Below are 18,877 nucleotides of genomic sequence, written 5' to 3' on the forward strand. Positions count from 1 at the left end.
TAGGTTCATTTGTTAATTATCAGAGAGTTTCCCTCTCATATTTGTCTTCGTGAAAGTACTCATAAGCACTGGCTTCCAATTCTCCACAATCGGAAATAAGATTATTGTCTTGGTCATATATCTTATAATTCTGTTGGATCTCACCTATGGGGCATTCACCATCTAGGCCTAATAGGATAGTGTAAAATACATCTTCTAACAGAATATCAATAACTTCCTTAAGTTTCTCAGTTTGACTCTCTGTCAGAGCCATTTCTTTTATTTTTACATTTACAGCCGAAGCTTGTTCGGGTTGTGCTTGAAAGCATGACTTTAAAAACGCTAGTTTTTCAAGGTAAAAGTTCTTTGCAAATTCGTCTGAGGTCATAATGTTGATATATTATTTATAGAAGCTGTTTAAACTTTTTCCTATAATAAAGTAAAAGTTCCCGAAAATTAGTAATTTTGCGTTTGAAAAAAAAAGAACACCAAAATTCAGGAACTTTGGGCAAAGATACAATAAATAACTGGATTATTCCCTTTTTAAGTGTAGGAAAAAGAGGATTTAAAAGTAATTTTGATTTAGCTTCAATATTTTTATTGATTCTCAAGAGATTAAAAACAGGGGTGCAATGGAGAGAACTTCCAATTGAAAGCTATTTTGAAAAAGCTGAAATCTCTTGGCAAAATGTCTATTACTACTTCAATAAATGGAGTAAAGATGGTAGTTTTTAGCGAGTATGGTTGAATCTATTAAGTAAGAAGAAAAGAAAATTAGATATGTCTTGTGTTCAATTGGATGGTAGTCATACACGTTGTCGTCAAAAAGGAGCGTCAGCAGGTTATCAAGCAAGAAAAAAAGCTAACCACCAATAATATTTTTTTGTGTGATAATAAAGGGCAAATGATAGCAATGGGAAGCCCTAAAGCAGGAAATCACAATGACTTATATAAAATAGAAGAAGTACTAAAAGAAATCTTAGCTTTATTAGAAGAAGCAGGAATAGAACACAAAGGACTGTTTCTCAATGCTGATGCAGGATTTGATAGCAAATCTCTTAGAGAGTTTTTAGAAAGCAAAGAAATTATAGCAAATATTAAACCTAATCCCCGAAATGGAAAGCAACCAGATGTTTATTTTGATGAAGAATTGTACAAAAATAGGTTTAAGATTGAACAAGCAAATGGTCGGCTTGACGGATATAAAGGTTTGATAATGAGATATGAGTATCTTGATGTAACTTGGATTGGAATGCTCCTATTAGGGTTTATCTCCAAGTTCCTCAAAAAAGTTTAAACACGTTTATTAAAAAAAGATGCTATTTTTATTAGCACATCCTGATTCTTTAAAATCAATTGTTCCTAAAGAGGTATTTATAAACCCTACGATTTCAGAAGATGAAGTTTCTGAAATAGAAAAAAGGAACAATATAATACTTCCTAAAGGTTATAGAGAATTTATAACAAAAATAGGGAATGGATGTATAGGACCAGATTATGGACTGCTTTCTTTGCAAGAGTCAATGAAAGACTTCAAACTTAGAGATAATCCTGCAATTAATCTATCTAAGCCTTTCCCTTATAATGAAAAATGGGATGAAGATGAATGGATTGATGCTATTGACTGGGATGGGGGGGACGCCCTGATGATGAAGTATTAGAGAAGTATATGAGTACTGATCATATCACAGGTTGTTTGCAAATTTGTCATATAGGGCACGGAGCCACTTATTTATTAGTTGTAAATGGTGAAGAGTATGGCAATATATGGCTTGATGAGAGAGCAGATTATGGAGGTATAGAGCCTCTATTGAATGAAAAAGGAGAAAGAGTATCTTTCATCTCTTGGTTTACTGAATGGCTTGATGAAGCAGTACAAATGTAATGCTAATGTATTTGATAAGTTGTTGTTTCAACAACCTACCCATTGGTGATATACAAAAGATACAAAGCCTTGTCTTTAGTGGGCGATTTGCAAATTGCCCCTACAACAGAACCTAAAATAACTGACTTTCAATAGAATAAAATTCAAAAAAATCAATAAATAACAAATGAACTCCAAATAATTATATGAAACATCTCATTACTTTTTGTATGTGTATCATTAGTTTTATAGCTTTTGGACAAATAAAAAACATCGATATGAAAAAACAAAAACCTAAAAACTTAACAGAATGTATCCAAATGCTGGATAAGAACCTCAAAAAGCAGGATAAAGAGTATATAAAAACGCTTACCGAAGATGAATTCTTTATGGAAAGTCATTTTACTTTAGGAATGGGCATTCGCAATGAGTGGATTCGCAGTGGGAACCCTGAACTTGTGAAGTTCTTTTTAGACCAAGGCGTTAAACACCCCGATGATATGTCGGCTATGATACTCACAAGCTATTATAGGTATCTAACAAATTCTAATGATTAATTGAGTGATGATACATAGTAACATTGAAATTGTATTAGGAGATATCACTAAAATTTCCGTAGATGCCATTGTGAATGCAGCCAACACTTCTCTACTTGGTGGAGGTGGGGTTGATGGAGCTATTCATAAAGCAGGGGGTAGAGCTCTTACTGAAGAATGTGAGAAGATAAGAAATAAACAAGGAGGTTGCAAAGTAGGTAGTGCAGTTATTACTACTGCCGGCAATTTGCCTGCTAAATATGTTATTCACACAGTAGGTCCTGTGTGGAATGGGGGGACACATAATGAAGAAAACCTACTGGCACAAGTTTACATTAGTTGTTTGGAGTTGGCTTTAGAGCATCAAGTAGCTACTATTTCATTTCCTAATATCAGTACTGGGAGGTATAGATTTCCGAAGGAAAAAGCAGCACAAATAGCGCTTCATACCATAGCTCATTTCTTGCAAAAAACGGATAAAATCAAGCAGGTGAAGATGGTTTGTTTTGATCAAGAAAACTACGATATTTATACAAACATACAGAAGGTTTAAGAACTCACAAGATAATTAAAAGTTAAAACAATGAACACAAACAAGCAAGAAAAATATGATGAAATAACCGATTTTCGCAAGGGCTTTGCTTGTGTAAGGCAAGGTGACAAATGGGGCTATATCAATGAGAAAGGAACCCTGATTACCCCTATAAAGTACGATTTTGTCTATGACTTCTTTCAAGGAGTGGCAATGGTGAGAATAGGTGCGCAATACGGATTGATAGATACCTCTGGCAAGGAGATTACTCCTATAAAATACGACCTTATAGATGACAACGACTTCTATAACCATCGCCCTGCAGCTGCTCTATTGAATGGCAAATGGGGCTTTATCAATGAGAAAGGAGAAGAGGTGATTCCATTTATCTATGAAGATACTACCTACTTTCATAAAGATTATGTAGCCGTAAAGAAAGACGGCAAATGGGGCTTTATCAACCAAAAAGGCGAACAAATCATTCCTTTTCTCTATGACGATGCTTCTTATTTTACCGAGGGACTTGCCTTGGTAAAGAAAGGCGCTAAATATGGCTATATCAATGACAAAAACGAAACCGTTTTCCCTTTTATTTATGACGATGGGGCTCTCTTTGAGAATGGTAAAACGTGGGTACAGATAGGGGACAAACAATTTGAGATTAATAAATTAGGTATAGAAATAAAATAAGAAACAGAATGAAAATCAATAAACCTTTGGCTAAAAAGCCTCCTTTTTTTGATATCGATATCCGCACTGTAGCAGATATTGATAAAGACCCGCGTTTTTATATGGCGGACACACAAGAAACGCCCTGCTATTGGACAGACGGCAAGCGGATATACTACCGCCATTCCCCTATAGAGAAGGCAAATCTTGATACTTTTGTTTATTTTAATGGCTTTTTTGCTAAAGACGATAAGCATTGTTATATCGTGGGGCGCCCTCTCAAAGGGGCTAATCCTAAAACTTTCGAAATGCTCAACGAGTGTTATGCTACCGATTATCAAAGTGTATGGACATCGGGAGGGCGCTTTGAACCTGAGGATATTAGTACTTTTGAGGTATGTGATGAGGGTATTCACAGAACGGATAGAGATAGAGAGACTTCGTGGGAGTTTAGCGATGGGATTAGGCGTGTGGTGCGTGTAGAATTTCCGTATGGCTATGCCAAAGATAGTAAGCAGGTGTATTATGAGGATTATCACGGCAAGATAAAAATACTCGCTAAAGCCAATCCAGCGACTTTCATCTCGATGAACGATGGCGATTTTGCTAAAGATGATACCTATGTTTTCAATGGGAAAACACCCTTGCCTAAGGCAAATCCAGCGACTTGGCGAAAGATTTCGCATTTTTATTCCAAAGATGACAAGCGAGTTTATTACCAAAACAAACTCATCAAAGAGGTGGATTACAATACTTTTGAGGTGGTAGTGCTCACTTCTCCAGAAGGATACAAACTGCCCTATGGCAAGGATAAAAACCAATATTATAACTGCGGGAACTCTCTTAGCGAAGCTGAAGCCTTACACGAAGTAAACAAACCGCTATGGGATGATTAGAAAAGTTTTTGTACTTCTGAAATTATTCCCTACTTTTGTCCACCAAAAGAAGTATCGCAAACTTTGCCAATATGTTAAACAGAATTTACCAATATATCACCACTCATAAACTCACAACCTTCTCATTCTTTACCGCTTGGGCGCTCATTGCCATTTATGGCTTGAGTCAGTTGCGGTTTGAAGAGGATATCACCAAAGTACTCCCTCAAAACGATAAAACAAACCTCACATCCAAGGTACTCAAGCAACTCAACTTCGCCGATAAAATCTCGGTAATGGTAACAGCCGAAAAAGGTGGAACAATTACTGATATGCAGGCAGTTGCCGAAACTTTGCGCGATACGCTCAATGCTTCTATGACGAAGTATATCACCAGTATTCAGGGGGTTATAAACGAGGAAGAAATCGATGAGACTTGGCAGTTTGTAAACGATCACCTACCTCTTTTTCTAAACGATGACGATTACGCCTATTTAGAACGCCGTTTAGCCCCCGATAGTCTCAAATCAATGGTGGAGAGTCAGTACAAAACGATGCTCACGCCTGCGGGTATGGTGGCACAACAGTTTATTCGCAAAGACCCCTTTGGTCTCACTTTTCGCGGTTTGCGCAAACTTCAAGAACTGAATACAGGCAACGATTTTAAGATTGCCAATGGTTTTCTCACTACTAATGACGAGCAGCATATCCTCTTCTTTATCAACCCCAAATACGATGGCAACGACAGCGAGCACAATGCCGCTTTTGTCGCAAGTTTAGATAAGTTGCAAGACCATCTCAACGCCCAGTATCAAGGGAAAGTGCGTGTAGATTTCTTTGGGGCTCCCTTTATCTCGGTGAGCAATGCTTCTCAAATCAAAACTGATATTCTCACCACGGTACTCATTTCACTATCAGTACTTTATTTATTACTTGTCTTTTTTTATCGAAGTGTCTATATCCCATTTATTGCGTTTATCCCTTCAGCTTTTGGGGTGCTCTCTGCTTTGGCAACACTCTATGTGCTCAAAGGCAGTATTTCAGCAATTTCTATCAGTTTAGGAGCGGTACTCTTGGGAGTTACAATCGATTATTCACTGCATATTCTTACCCATTACAAGGTAGCTAAAAACACCGCCGAGTTGTACCGTGCTGTAACCGTGCCTATCTTGCTCAGTAGTATCACTACTGCCATTTCATTCCTCTGCTTGCTCTTTGTGCATTCTGAGGTGATGCAAGATTTAGGCGTGTTTGCTTTCGTAGGCATAATGGTATCAGCCATATTGTCATTGGTGCTCGTGCCTCATTTCTACCGTGGCAATCGCACTATCGAGGTGCGCAAAACCTTTTTAGACCGCATAGGGGCTTATCCATTTCATCACAACAAATGGGTAGTTGGAGCTTGCTTATTGCTGATAGTGTTGAGTTGCTTTACTTTTCATAATGTCCGTTTCAATGGCGATATTGCCAATATCAACTATATCAACGAACGTTATAAAGCAGCTGAACATCAATTAGAAAACATCACTGATAGCGAATACAAATCACTCTATGCCGCTGCTTATGGCAATTCGTTAGAGGAAGCCTTAGAGCGCAATTATACACTATATCAGCAGTTGCAAAGTTATAAAGCACACGATAGTATCAAACAATTCAGTTCTATTGGGGGGATTGTATTGCCTAAAAAAGAACAAGAAGCGCGTTTACAACGATGGAAAGATTTTTGGAATGCTGAAAGACAGCAATTTCTAAAACAACAACTGATAGAAAGAGGAAATGAGGTTGGTTTTAAAGAAGAAACTTACGCACCTTTCTACCAAAGTATAGCTGGTGATTTTGAAGTTATAAAAAACCTTGATGCTTATAAAGCCCTTTCAGCTATTCCGTTAGAAGATTTTATTACCGAAAAAGAAGGTTTTTATACCATTGCCAATCTCGTAAAGCTCACTGTTGCCGAGCGAGACTCTTTTATTCATTCAGTAGAAAAACATACGCCTACTGTTGTTATCGACCGTAAGAACCTAAGTGAAACGTTTTTAGGCAAACTCAAAGACGATATATTGCTGTTAGTAAACTATTCGTCTATCGCTATTTTCCTTATACTGCTCTTGTTTTTCAAGCGAATAGAGTTGGTGTTACTCACTCTTATTCCTATTGGAGTTACAGGGGTAGTTACATCTGCTCTGATGAACTTTTTTGGCATAGAGTTCAATGTGTTTAGTATGATTGTCTGCACTTTGGTATTAGGACATTCGGTAGATTTTAGTATTTTTATGACTTGTGCGCTACAAAAAGACTATACCGATGGTAAAAATGAACTTCCCGTGTACAAAGTATCAGTACTTTTGGCGTCTATTACTACCTTTTTAGCTATCGGTACGCTTATTTTTGCCAAACATCCCGCCTTAAAGTCAATTGCATCGGTATCGGTGATAGGTATTTTCACTGCTTTGGCAATAACTTTTGTATTTTACCCTACGATATTTAAGTTTTGTATCTTCCGTCGTCCTGATAATGGGCGTTCTCCGGTGAGTTTGCGTCTTTTGCTGCAATCCATACTGCTAACTACCTATTATGCACTATCGTCTATTATTCTCTCCAATATAGGTTGGCTACTTGCCAAACTTACTCCTAAACGCACTATGTGGCTCAGACGTTTAGCAGCTTCGCTCACTACTTCGGTGCTTTATGCCAATCCTTTTGTGCGCAAAAAAGTAGAGAATCCACACCATATACAGCTTACAACCCCTTCGGTAGTAATTTCTAATCATACCTCGTGGCTCGATACTTTGGCAATAGGGCTTTTCACACATCGCGTCAGCTATATGGTAAATGATTGGGTGTATAAATCGGTAGTATTTGGACGTTATGTGCAGTCAATGGGCTTTTTTCCTGTTTCTGAAGGCATAGAAAAAGGAATGCCCTTATTTGAAAAGAATTTGAAGAATGGTATTTCAGTAATGATTTTCCCAGAAGGCAAACGTTCCGAAAGTAACCAAATACACCGTTTTTACAAAGGTGCTTTTCTAATAGCCGAACATTTCCAAACGCCTCTCGTGCCCGTGTATATTCACGGTTGTTCGGAGGTACAACCCAAAGGAGATGTGATTATCTACGATGGTGCTATTACGGTAGTAGTTGGCGACCCTATAACACCTGATGATGAGCGTTTTGGCAACACTCCACGCGAAAAAGCCAAACAGATAGGTGCTTTCTACCGCCAGCAATTCCTCACTTTACGCAAACGATTGGAAGGAGTGGATTACTTAAAGAAGAAACTGTTTTTAAACTATTTATACAAGGAAAATTATGTAGTGTGTGCTGTCAAAGAAGATTACCAGCAGCATCGCGAACACTATCACGAGCTCGTGCATTCACTACCCGAAAAAGCGCGTATCTTGCATATCGCCGATGATTATGGTCAGTTAGATTTCTTGCTATTGCTCACCTATCCCGAGCGCGAAATTGTATCCGTCATCACCGATGACGAGAAGCGCGCCATCGCACAGCATAGTTACCTCACTAAAATTCGCAAAATACAATACGTAAAAGAACGTCCAGAAGGAAAAGATTTTGATGTAGTAATTAAAGGTAGAGAAACAGCTTAGTTTGGGTGTTTTACATTATTTTTTTACCTCTTACCTTATATCTATTACCTGAGCCAGCACACTGTCAATAGTTGGTTTTTCAGCAACTACCACTTCTTTCCAATAGCGTTGGGCAGCTTCGGCAGTAGTATCCCCTATGCAAAACGCTTTTTCTTCGCCTGCAGGATTACACGAGTGATAACTCTCCACCCCCGACGGACTGAAAAATAGTATGCCATCTACTCTTTTGTGAATAGTGATAGGTGTTAGTTCTGTTTGATAAGCGGTAATTTCTTCTACATTAGGCAAGTGCTTAGCAAAGAATTGTGGGAGCGTTTCCAATCGCTGTGTGCCCGCAAAAAAAGCAATGCGATGCATTTTTTCAAATTCTTTTAAATTAGCTGAAAGATATTTCGTTAAATCGGTAGCGTAATCAAAAGAGCAACGCACCGTAAAACCGCTTTTTTCAAGTAGTTGTGCAGTGCGTTCGCCTACACATAACACAATACTATTTTTTAAGGCAGTAGCCAAAGGATGCTGCAATACACTCCTCACCGCATTTTGGCTTGTGAAGATTAACAGATTATAAGGAAGAGTGAGTTTTATTGGTAGCAAATTTACACTTACAAAATTGTGTTCAATCAGCTGCATATCGAGTCCTGAAAGCACAGACTTCTGTGTTTCGGTTAATATTTTTGTAGAGACAATGGTTTTCATTTTTATAAGGACTGTTACCTGTTATCTAAAATAGAAAACTCGGCGCACAAGCGCCGAGTTTGGTAATGTTAAAGAGGGGTACCTTCACTGGTTTTGAATCGATACTCTAAGTAACTATAGGCATCGCGAGGTAGGATTTTTATCCATCGTTTGTATTTCAAAAACCATTTAAAACGGATAGAGCTAAAGAGCCCTTTGGTTAAATAAGCCGCTATAAAAGGGTGAGCGTTCAGCACAATGCGTCCTTTATAGGCGTCCTCCTTAATAATGCTTTCAAGTTCTATGTTGATTTTATCAACCAGAACGATAGGCGCTTCTATTTCGCCTTCTTTGCTTGGGTTCTCTTCTTTTGTTTTGATGTTGAGTTCTTGTCGAACGCGTTGGCGAGTGATTTGTATCAAGCCAAACTTGCTCGGAGGCAATATCTTGTGTTTGGCGCGGTCTTCAGCCATTTCATTGCGCAAGTGGTCAAATAGGATACGGCGGTTTTCACTATTGCCCATATCGATGAAATCTACAACGATAATACCTCCCATATCGCGCAATCGCAATTGTCGTGCGATTTCGGTAGCAGCGATGAGATTTACGGATAGTGCAGTGGATTCTTGGTCGTTGTTCTTGTTAGAATGGTTACCACTGTTCACATCTATCACGTGTAGAGCTTCGGTGTGTTCTATCACTAGATAAGCTCCTTTAGGCATCGATACAGTACGACCAAAAGCCGTTTTTATTTGGCGTTCTATGTGGAACTTCTCAAATATCGGCACTGATGAATGGTAGAGTTTTACGATGTTTTCTTTTTCAGGAGCAATCTCTTGTACATATTTCTTTATTTGTTCGTAGAGATGCTCGTTATCCACGTGTATACCCGTAAACGTGTCGTTGAACATATCGCGAAGTATAGCACCTGTTTTGCTCACTTCACTCATTACCTTAGAGGGGTAAACCGCTTTTTGTATTTTTCTACACATCAAAACCCAACGATTGAAGAGACCTTGCAGATCTTTGTCTAGTTCCGCTACTTTTTTACCTTCGGCTACAGTGCGTACAATTACGCCAAAACCTTTAGGTTTAATGCCTTGCAAGAGTTTTCTCAACCGTTCTTTCTCGGCTTTACCTTCTATTTTTTGCGAGATAGAAATGCGGTCGGAGAAAGGCACCAGCACGAGGTAGCGCCCCGCGATAGAAAGTTCAGAGCTGATGCGTGGTCCTTTAGTTGAGATAGGTTCTTTCACTATCTGCACTAATATAGGCTGGTTAGGCTTGAGAGTATCGGCTATCGAACCATTTTTGTTGATATCTGGTTCTAAGGGGAAATCTTTTAGTGAAAAGTCTTTTAGTTTTCCCGAGAGTACCCATTTGAGAAACTTCTGTAAGGAAGCCAATTGAGGTCCCAAGTCGTGATAATGCAAAAAAGCGTCCTTTTCGTGCCCTACATTCACAAAAGCTGCATTCAGCCCTTGTATAGGTTTGCGCACTTTGGCTAGCATTATATCACCTACTCCCAATCCATTGGCATCTTCTTCTTTGTGAAGTTCTATGAGCCTACCATCTCTGAGCAAAGCAAAATCTACGTAAGAGGAACCAGAACGAATAATTAATTCTTTGTCCACTTTGTTGGATTTTTTTTAGTTAAAAATTAATAAATCAAGGTACGTTTTGTCTGTTAAAAAGAAAAAGTAGTATTACACTACTTTTTCTTTTTGTGACGATTAGCTCTCGCTCTTTTTTTGCGTTTGTGGTTAGCCACTTTATGTCTTTTTCTTTTTTTTCCGCTTGGCATAACTTTATTATTTTATGTGTTAATTATTCAGTTACTTAAACTAATACGGGGGTATTACTTTTTAACTTTCACTTTTGCTTTCACCCCTTCTACAAATACTTTTGCTGGCTTAAAGGCAGGAATGTTGTGTGCAGGAATTTTGATAGTAGTATTTTTTGAGATGTTGCGACCTGTTTTTTCAGCTCTTGTTTTGATAATGAAGCTACCAAAACCTCTCAAATATACATTTTGTCCACTTTCTAATGAGTTAATCACCTCATCCATAAAGTTCTCAACGGTAAGTTGTACGTCGTTTCTGTCAAGACCCAATTTGTCGGAAATCTTTGATACAATTTCTGCTTTTGTCATCTTTAATATGTTTTTGTATGAATATTCTTTTTTCTTTTCAGGCGGCAAAGATACAAATTAAATCTTTAATAAACACTATGTTACATTAAAAAAATTAGTATTTATTTTTCTATTCTCTTTTAAAAACAAACTAATATCCTAACTATCAATTATTTATATTTTTCTAATGCCCTTAACTCTTATCTCTTACCTCTTATCTGTTCCCTGAAACCTGATACCTGACACCTGTTCCACCTGCTCCCAAAACTCTGGATACGATTTGCTTACCACCTCTTTGTTCTCTATCACTATAGGAGTTTTGAGCATCAACGGAGCAAAAGCCATTGCCATACGATGGTCGTTATAAGTGGCAATAGGCACTCCCTCACACAGGTGGTTGCAAGAGGCTAAATGCAAACTCTCATCAGTGATGTTCACTGTCGCACCGAGTTTTGTCATTTCGGTTTGTAATGCTTGCAGTCGGTCGGTTTCTTTAATTTTGAGTGTGTGCAATCCGCTGAGGTGTGCCTCTAATCCCAATCCTAAAGCTGTAACAGCTATAGTTTGTGCGATGTCGGGGGTATCGTTTAGCTGAAGTTCTAAACGGGTAGAGTAGGGGAGGGCAGTTTTTTCAATGTGCATTGTACTACCTTTAAAAGTAGTGCTTACGCCAAAATGTTTATAGAGTTGTGGTAATGCGCTATCACCCTGCAAACTATCTTCTTTGAAGTGTGTGAGTGTGAGCTGTGTGCCTATGGGCGAGAGTGCTACAAACGAAAACCAATACGAAGCCGACGACCAGTCCGATTCTACCTCCCATATATTGTTTTTTAAAGCTCTATTTATATGTGAAGCTACTTTCAGCACGTTGCCTTCCCATTGTACAACTTCTTCACCCAAACAGTATTGCAGGAAACTCACGGTCATTTTCAGATAAGGCATAGAGGTGAGTTTACCCTCCAAAATCAGCGTAAGTCCATTTGGTAATGAAGGGGCGATAAGCAATAAGGCAGAAAGAAACTGACTGCTCACATCGCCGCGAATACGTACTTCTTTTTCGTTAAGTCTAACACCTTTAATATATAAGGGCGGAAATCCTGCGCGTTCTTCATAGCGAATATTAGCCCCTAAACGCTGTAATGCTTCCACTAATAAGTGAATGGGGCGCTCTTTCATCCTTGCTGAGCCAGTGAGCAATACCTCTCGCCCTACTTGGGTAGCAAAATAAGCTGTGAGAAAGCGCATTGCTGTACCTGCGTGGTGAATATCGATAGTTACCTCTTCGGATTGTAACGCACGCTGTAAGAGAAGTGTATCATCGGCAGTAGAGAGGTTTTTTATCTGTAATTCAGGGAAGAATGCTTGTAGCAAAAGCGCTCTATTGCTCTCCGATTTAGAGCCCGAGAGCTGTAACGTTTTCCCTGAAACAAGTTGCGATAAAGGCAGAGTGATGTTCATTGCATAACTGTTTAACAACCGCAAAGATACGCGATAATTAACAAATTAGCAAATTAACAAATATGTGGGGGCGTTTTACAAACGCCCACTGCAAACACCGCGTACAAAAAGTTTATTTCCTGCTAATTGGTCAGATATTTGTATCTTTTAGTAGCTCTATTCATTACACTCACCCTCATGATAATAACTCTCTATTTAAAAATAAAATAGACAAAAATTTGCACATTCAATAAAATATATTACTTTTGCGCGAAATTTATAAAATTCTATTAGTTTATGTATTGGACGTTAGAACTCGCATCTTATTTAAGTGATGCTCCTTGGCCTGCTACCAAAGACGAGCTTATTGATTATGCTATCCGTACAGGCGCTCCTATGGAAGTGGTGGAAAACCTTCAAGAAATAGAAGATGAAGGTGATATGTATGAATCTATCGACGAAATCTGGCCTGATTATCCGTCGGAAGAAGACTACCTATGGAATGAAGATGAATACTAAAAAATAAAAGTCTCTCCAAAGAGACTTTTTTTAATTTGCAAATTTGTTAATCAATCAATTATGCCGTGACAATTTGTCAGTTGTTGTCAGTTTGGTATGTTTATTGACAAAATTGTGGTATGAATTTTAGAATAATTATATTATAAAAAAATCCTCACTATATGAGTATTATAAACTCCCTTATTAAAATTTTTGTTGGCGATAAAGCCAAAAACGACCTAAAAGCTATCCAACCTATCGTTGAGAAAATAAAAACTTACGCCTCTCAGTTAGAAAATATCTCTAACGATGAGTTGCGCGCAAAAACTATTGAATTTAAGCAAAGAATAAAAGACGCTCGTGCTCAGTTCGATAATAAAATAGCCGAACTCGAAGCCCAAGCAAATGCTACCGACGATATCGATGCTAAAGAAGACCTCTATGCTGAAGTAGATAAACTCAATGGTGAAGCCTATCAAGCCTCAGAAAAGGCATTGAACGAAATTCTTCCCGAAGCCTTCGCAACGATGAAGGAAACTACCCGCCGTTTTGCTAATAATGAAACGATTACCGTAACAGCTACCGAGCACGACCGCGAACTATCTGCTACCCACGACTATGTAACTATCGAGGGTGATAAAGCCGTGTGGAAAAACCACTGGGACGCCGCTGGTAAAGATGTTACTTGGGATATGGTACACTACGATGTACAGCTTATTGGAGGTATTGCCCTTCACCAAGGTAAGATTGCCGAAATGCAAACAGGGGAAGGTAAAACTCTTGTGGCTACCTTGCCTGTCTACCTCAATGCCCTAACGGGGAATGGGGTGCATCTGGTAACCGTGAACGACTATTTGGCACGCCGAGATAGTGCGTGGATGGGACCTTTATTTGAGTTCCACGGTTTACGTGTGGATTGTATCGACAACCACCAACCTAACTCCGAAGCGCGTCGTCGTGCTTACAATGCCGACATTACCTACGGAACTAACAACGAATTTGGTTTCGACTACCTACGCGACAATATGGCGCACACCCCCGAAGATTTGGTGCAACGCGCTCATAATTATGCTATTGTCGATGAGGTCGATTCAGTATTGATAGACGATGCTCGTACGCCGCTCATCATCTCAGGTCCTACCCCTAAAGGCGAATTGCACGAGTTCAACGAACTGAAACCTTTGGTAGAAGATTTGGTAAACAAACAGCGTACTTACCTTACCAAAGTATTAGCCGATGCCCGCAAACTCATCGCCGAAGGTGATACCAAAGAAGGTGGATTCCAACTCTTGCGCGTGTATCGTGGGTTACCTAAAAACAAAGCACTTATCAAGTTCCTCAGTGAAGAAGGGGTAAAACAACTCCTCCAAAAAACTGAAAATTACTATATGCAGGATAACAATCGCGAAATGCCAAAGGTAGATGCCGAATTGTACTTCGTGATTGATGAGAAAAACAACCAAATCGAGCTTACCGATAAAGGGTTTGCCGATATTGCCTACGATGGCGATAAAGATTTCTTCGTTTTACCTGATATTGGGGTAGAAATTGCCAATATCGAGAACCAAGGTCTTCCTATTGAAGAAGAAGCTAAACTAAAAGATAAATTATTCCAAGATTTTAGCGTAAAAAGCGAACGTATTCACACCCTTAACCAATTGCTCAAAGCCTACACTCTCTTTGAAAAAGATGTAGAGTATGTAGTAATTGATAACAAAGTGCTCATCGTAGATGAACAAACAGGTCGTATTATGGACGGTCGTCGTTATTCCGATGGTTTGCACCAAGCAATTGAAGCCAAAGAGAATGTGAAAATTGAGGCTGCTACCCAAACCTATGCGACTATTACCTTGCAAAACTACTTCCGTATGTACAGCAAGTTAGCAGGTATGACGGGTACAGCTATCACCGAAGCGGGTGAGTTCTGGGAAATCTATAAACTCGATGTAATGGAAATTCCTACCAACCGCCCTATCGCTCGCAAAGACCATAACGACCTTATCTACAAAACCAAACGCGAGAAATACAACGCTGTGATTGATGAGGTAGTAAAACTATCCGAAGCAGGTCGCCCAGTGTTGATTGGTACTACTTCGGTGGAAGTATCCGAACTCCTCAGCCGTATGCTTACAATGCGCAAGGTAAAACACAATGTGTTGAACGCGAAATTGCATAAAAAAGAAGCTGAAATCGTAGCTGAAGCCGGACATAGTGGTGTGGTAACCATCGCAACCAATATGGCGGGACGTGGTACCGACATCAAGCTAACCCCCGAAGTAAAAGCAGCAGGAGGTTTGGCAATTATAGGTACCGAACGCCACGACTCTCGCCGTGTCGATCGTCAGTTGCGCGGTCGTTCTGGTCGTCAAGGTGACCCTGGTAGCTCACTCTTCTTCGTTTCTCTCGAAGATAACCTAATGCGCCTCTTTGGTTCTGAACGTATCGCCCGACTAATGGATAGCTTAGGTCACAAAGAAGGTGATGTAATTCAGCACTCTATGATGACCAAACGCATCGAGGCAGCTCAGAAAAAGGTAGAAGAAAACAACTTCGGTATGCGTAAACGTCTGTTGGAGTACGACGATGTGATGAACGCACAACGCAAGCAAATTTATAAACGCCGCCGCCACGCTCTTGAAGGTGAACGCCTAAAAGTGGATTTGGCAAATATGATATTCGATACTTGCGAGAATATAGTAGAGAACAATAAAGGTGGTAATAACTACAAGAATTTCACTTTCGAGCTCATCAAATATTTCTCACTGAAAACAAAGATTTCAGAAGCCGAATTTGCTAAACAGTCAGTAAACGATCTTACTTTCACCTTGTATCACGAAGTGCTCAAACACTATCAGGAAAAAGCTGAACGCAGTGCCGCTCAAGCCTTCCCAGTGATTAAAGACGTATACGAAAATCCTAATAATACTTATGAGCGTATTGTTGTGCCTTTCACCGATGGCGAAAAGATGCTCAACATCGTAACCGACCTTAAAGAGGCGTACGAAACCCAAGGTAAGAAACTCGTAAGTGATTTTGAAAAGAACATCACTTTGGGTATCATCGATGAGGAGTGGAAAACACACCTTCGCCGTATGGACGAGCTCAAACAATCAGTGCAATTAGCGGTACACGAACAAAAAGACCCGCTACTCATCTATAAGTTTGAAGCTTATCAGTTGTTCAAATCAATGCTCGATAAGGTAAACAAAGAGATTATCTCTTTCTTATTCAAAGCCGAATTGCCTACTCAAAATCCACCAGTGCAGGAAGCCCACGCGCCACAACGCACCCGTGAGAACTACCAAACCAATAAGGAAGAAACTCTTAATAGCGATGAGATGGCACAGCGCGCCCGTGAAGTAGGACAACAAGCCTCACAGCGCCGTTCGGTAGTAGAAACCATCGTACGCCAACAACCTAAAATTGGTCGTAACGACAAGGTAGTAATCCAAAACATCCGCACCGGTGAACGCAAAGAACTCAAGTTCAAACAAGCAGAACCACTAGTAGAAAGCGGAGAGTGGATATTAGTGCCTAATAAATAATTAAAATAAACATCAACATTACACTTTGCCAAAGTTCTTAAAAGCCTCTTGTGCTAAGACCTTTGGCAAAGTTTTTTTCTTAATTGCCAATTATCAATTGTCAATTGAAAATATTGTTGTACCTTTGCGCCTTGAAATACATTAGCAAATTGGCAAATTTGCTAATTTACAAATTGTATTAATGAATTTATTTGAACAATTAGGTCTTGATGAACCTATCCTCAAAGCCATCAGCGATATGGGCTTTGAAATCCCTTCTGAAATTCAGCAAAAAGCCATCCCTACTCTTTTGGCGAATGGTGCTGATATGGTAGCTTTAGCCCAAACGGGTACTGGTAAAACAGCCGCTTTCGGCTTTCCTCTCCTCCAACTTATCGATACTGATAGCCGTGTAACTCAAGGTCTTATCCTTTCACCTACACGCGAACTCTGCTTGCAAATCGCTTCCGAGCTCCGCAATTATGCTAAGTACCTCCCTAAGGTGAACGTAGTGGCGGTATATGGCGGCGCAAGTATTGAGGAACAAGCGCGTAGCCTCAAAAAAGGCGCACAAATTATCGTGGCTACTCCTGGACGTATGCAAGATATGATACGCCGTAACTTCGTAGATATCAGTCATATCAACTATTGTGTACTGGACGAAGCCGACGAAATGCTCAATATGGGCTTCTATGAAGATATTACCGCTATTCTCTCGCATACCCCTCAAGAAAAAAGCACTTGGCTCTTTTCGGCTACTATGCCTAACGAGGTGGCTAAGATAGCGCGTAAGTTTATGCGTAAACCTATCGAAATAACAGTAGGAACTCGCAATCAGGCTACTAACACCGTGCAACACGAGTACTATATAGTGAGCGGTCGCCATAGATACCAAGCCCTAAAACGCCTCGCTGATGCCAACCCCGATATCTTCTCGGTAGTGTTTTGCCGTACCAAACGCGATACTCAGGCAGTAGCCGAAAAACTTATTGAAGACGGTTATAATGCCGCTGCTCTTCACGGCGATTTGAGTCAGAATCAGCGCGATTTGGTAATGAAATCTTTCCGCGCACGCCAAATACAAATGCTCGTTGCTACCGATGTCGCTGCCCGCGGTATCGATGTAGACGATATCACCCACGTAATTCACTACCAATTGCCCGACGAAATAGAAACCTACAACCACCGCAGTGGGCGTACAGGTCGTGCCGGTAAATCAGGAATTTCGATGGTAATTTTACCAAAAAGTGAGGTGAAGAAAATTAAAACTATCGAAAAGATGATAGGGCAACCTTTTGAGCAGAAACAATTGCCATCGGGTATGGAAATCTGCGAGATACAACTCTATCACTTGGCTAACAACCTCAAAAATACAGAAGTAAACCCTGCTATCGACGATTATTTGCCAGCTATCTATAAAGAACTGAAAAATGTAGATCGCGATGAACTAATCAAAAAAATATTCTCAGTAGAGTTTACGCGTTTCTTCAATTATTATAAAAATGCCGAAAACTTATCGGTAGAGAACGAGCGCGAAAGCCGTAGTGGGGGTAATAGCGATGAAGTGCGCTATTTCATCAACATAGGTGAACGCGATGGCTACGACTGGAAATCGCTCAAAGATTTCCTCAAAGCAACCCTTAATTTAGGTCGTGATGATGTTTTCAAAGTAGATGTAAAGAACAGTTTCTCTTTCTTCAATACCGATGCCGATCTTTCCGATTTGGTGATGAGCACCTTTACCGATTTTCAAATGGACGGTCGCTTCATCAATGTAGAGCTCTCTACTAAAGGAGCTGGCAGAGACCGCGGCGGACGCAAACGCGGAAATGATGACGGTAGAAAACACGGCAACGACGAGGGGAGAAGTCGCAAAAAAGGACAAAGAGAAAGTCGCAAACAAAAGACCGCCGAAGCCCTTCAACAGGCTTTTAAAAAGAAGAAAAAACGCAAATAATGTTAGAATACCTTATAGAAACGGATAAGCAACTGCTCTGTTTTCTCAATAGTGGGGGAACACCCGAAGCTGACAGCCTTTGGTTAGTAATCACCAATGAACTCTCGTCTATCCCCCTCTACGCTTTTTTGTTATACTTGTGTTTCAAGTATTTCCATTGGAAACGAGTGTTGCTCATCTTGGTATTCACTACTATAATCATCACCACTACCGACCAGCTAGCAAATGTTTTCAAATACGGATTCCAGCGCCTGCGCCCTTGTCACGATGAGAGTCTTATAGGGCAAATGCGAATGGTAATTTGTGGCGGTAAGTATGGGTTCTTTTCAGCACACGCAGCCAATACAATGGCAATCGCCGTATTTTTTAGTTACTTGCTTAGAAAAAATGCCCGATATATTCTCACTCTACTGCTCTGTTGGTCGGTGATTGTGAGTTATAGCCGTATTTATTTAGGCGTGCATTTTCCTGGTGATGTGCTTGTAGGTTGGATTTTCGGTATACTCTTAGCTACCCTTTATTATTTACTTTTTTTATACACAGAAAAAAGATTAAAAATCCCAACTCGAGAATAATTTGCATTGTTACAACC

Annotated in this window: 18 protein-coding genes; 13 read left to right on the top strand and 5 right to left on the bottom strand. The window is 39.8% G+C overall.

What is annotated here, in order from left to right; translation table 11 throughout:
• Positions 1 to 19: 19 nt before the first annotated feature.
• Complete coding sequence (locus CGC57_RS09985; RefSeq protein WP_009413704.1) at positions 20 to 367, bottom strand: hypothetical protein; 348 nt, start codon at positions 365 to 367, stop codon at positions 20 to 22.
• A gap of 83 nt (positions 368 to 450) precedes the next feature.
• Here CGC57_RS09985 and CGC57_RS13050 point away from each other — a divergent pair, with 83 nt between their 5' ends.
• The 9 genes from CGC57_RS13050 to CGC57_RS10020 all read left to right on the top strand — a co-directional run bounded on the left by CGC57_RS13050 (position 451) and on the right by CGC57_RS10020 (position 8,063).
• Positions 451 to 714, top strand: coding sequence for a transposase (locus CGC57_RS13050; RefSeq protein ID WP_232747232.1), 264 nt, complete (start codon positions 451 to 453; stop codon positions 712 to 714).
• Positions 715 to 778: 64 nt separating this feature from the next.
• Positions 779 to 1,276: a transposase gene (locus CGC57_RS13055; RefSeq protein ID WP_232033986.1), complete on the top strand. Its 498-nt coding sequence runs from the start codon at positions 779 to 781 to the stop codon at positions 1,274 to 1,276.
• Positions 1,277 to 1,295: 19 nt separating this feature from the next.
• Positions 1,296 to 1,640 (top strand): SMI1/KNR4 family protein, encoded by a 345-nt coding sequence (locus CGC57_RS13060; protein WP_232033987.1) that lies wholly within the window; start codon positions 1,296 to 1,298, stop codon positions 1,638 to 1,640.
• An 8-nt stretch (positions 1,641 to 1,648) separates the two neighbouring features.
• Entirely contained in the window at positions 1,649 to 1,864 is a 216-nt protein-coding gene (locus tag CGC57_RS13065; RefSeq protein WP_232033988.1) for a hypothetical protein, read from the top strand.
• Positions 1,865 to 2,121: 257 nt separating this feature from the next.
• Entirely contained in the window at positions 2,122 to 2,400 is a 279-nt protein-coding gene (locus CGC57_RS10000) for a DUF6794 domain-containing protein (protein ID WP_167372286.1), read from the top strand.
• A gap of 7 nt (positions 2,401 to 2,407) precedes the next feature.
• Complete coding sequence (locus tag CGC57_RS10005; RefSeq protein WP_095898996.1) at positions 2,408 to 2,932, top strand: O-acetyl-ADP-ribose deacetylase; 525 nt, start codon at positions 2,408 to 2,410, stop codon at positions 2,930 to 2,932.
• A 30-nt stretch (positions 2,933 to 2,962) separates the two neighbouring features.
• Entirely contained in the window at positions 2,963 to 3,601 is a 639-nt protein-coding gene (locus CGC57_RS10010) for a WG repeat-containing protein (protein ID WP_095898997.1), read from the top strand.
• A gap of 8 nt (positions 3,602 to 3,609) precedes the next feature.
• Positions 3,610 to 4,476, top strand: a complete 867-nt coding sequence (locus CGC57_RS10015; protein WP_095898998.1) for a DKNYY domain-containing protein — start codon at positions 3,610 to 3,612, stop codon at positions 4,474 to 4,476.
• Between the two features lie 71 nt (positions 4,477 to 4,547).
• Positions 4,548 to 8,063: an MMPL family transporter gene (locus CGC57_RS10020; protein WP_095898999.1), complete on the top strand. Its 3,516-nt coding sequence runs from the start codon at positions 4,548 to 4,550 to the stop codon at positions 8,061 to 8,063.
• A gap of 30 nt (positions 8,064 to 8,093) precedes the next feature.
• On the opposite strand, the gene CGC57_RS10025 is transcribed toward CGC57_RS10020, so the two are convergent.
• From CGC57_RS10025 to CGC57_RS10040, 4 genes are all read right to left on the bottom strand, one after another.
• On the bottom strand, positions 8,094 to 8,759 hold the full coding sequence (locus CGC57_RS10025) for a uroporphyrinogen-III synthase (RefSeq protein ID WP_095899000.1): 666 nt from the start codon (positions 8,757 to 8,759) through the stop codon (positions 8,094 to 8,096).
• A 68-nt stretch (positions 8,760 to 8,827) separates the two neighbouring features.
• On the bottom strand, positions 8,828 to 10,372 hold the full coding sequence (locus tag CGC57_RS10030; protein WP_095899001.1) for an Rne/Rng family ribonuclease: 1,545 nt from the start codon (positions 10,370 to 10,372) through the stop codon (positions 8,828 to 8,830).
• A gap of 224 nt (positions 10,373 to 10,596) precedes the next feature.
• Complete coding sequence (locus tag CGC57_RS10035) at positions 10,597 to 10,890, bottom strand: HU family DNA-binding protein (RefSeq protein ID WP_040361328.1); 294 nt, start codon at positions 10,888 to 10,890, stop codon at positions 10,597 to 10,599.
• A gap of 186 nt (positions 10,891 to 11,076) precedes the next feature.
• A complete protein-coding gene (locus tag CGC57_RS10040) occupies positions 11,077 to 12,327 on the bottom strand; it encodes a 3-phosphoshikimate 1-carboxyvinyltransferase (protein ID WP_095899002.1) in 1,251 nt (416 codons plus the stop codon).
• A gap of 276 nt (positions 12,328 to 12,603) precedes the next feature.
• Between CGC57_RS10040 and CGC57_RS10045 the strand changes: the two genes are divergently transcribed.
• The 4 genes from CGC57_RS10045 (at position 12,604) to CGC57_RS10060 (ending at position 18,860) form a co-directional block, all read left to right on the top strand.
• Positions 12,604 to 12,825: a DUF2795 domain-containing protein gene (locus CGC57_RS10045; RefSeq protein ID WP_002673751.1), complete on the top strand. Its 222-nt coding sequence runs from the start codon at positions 12,604 to 12,606 to the stop codon at positions 12,823 to 12,825.
• A gap of 161 nt (positions 12,826 to 12,986) precedes the next feature.
• Positions 12,987 to 16,349: a preprotein translocase subunit SecA gene (gene secA / locus CGC57_RS10050; RefSeq protein WP_095899003.1), complete on the top strand. Its 3,363-nt coding sequence runs from the start codon at positions 12,987 to 12,989 to the stop codon at positions 16,347 to 16,349.
• 181 nt (positions 16,350 to 16,530) lie between these two features.
• A complete protein-coding gene (locus tag CGC57_RS10055) occupies positions 16,531 to 18,285 on the top strand; it encodes a DEAD/DEAH box helicase (RefSeq protein WP_095899004.1) in 1,755 nt (584 codons plus the stop codon).
• Entirely contained in the window at positions 18,285 to 18,860 is a 576-nt protein-coding gene (locus tag CGC57_RS10060) for a phosphatase PAP2 family protein (RefSeq protein ID WP_095899005.1), read from the top strand. The genes CGC57_RS10055 and CGC57_RS10060 overlap by 1 nt, the downstream gene beginning before the upstream one ends.
• Positions 18,861 to 18,877 lie beyond the last annotated feature (17 nt).

This window comes from Capnocytophaga sputigena (genome assembly GCF_002302495.1).
Classification (GTDB): Bacteria; Bacteroidota; Bacteroidia; order Flavobacteriales; family Flavobacteriaceae; genus Capnocytophaga; species Capnocytophaga sputigena.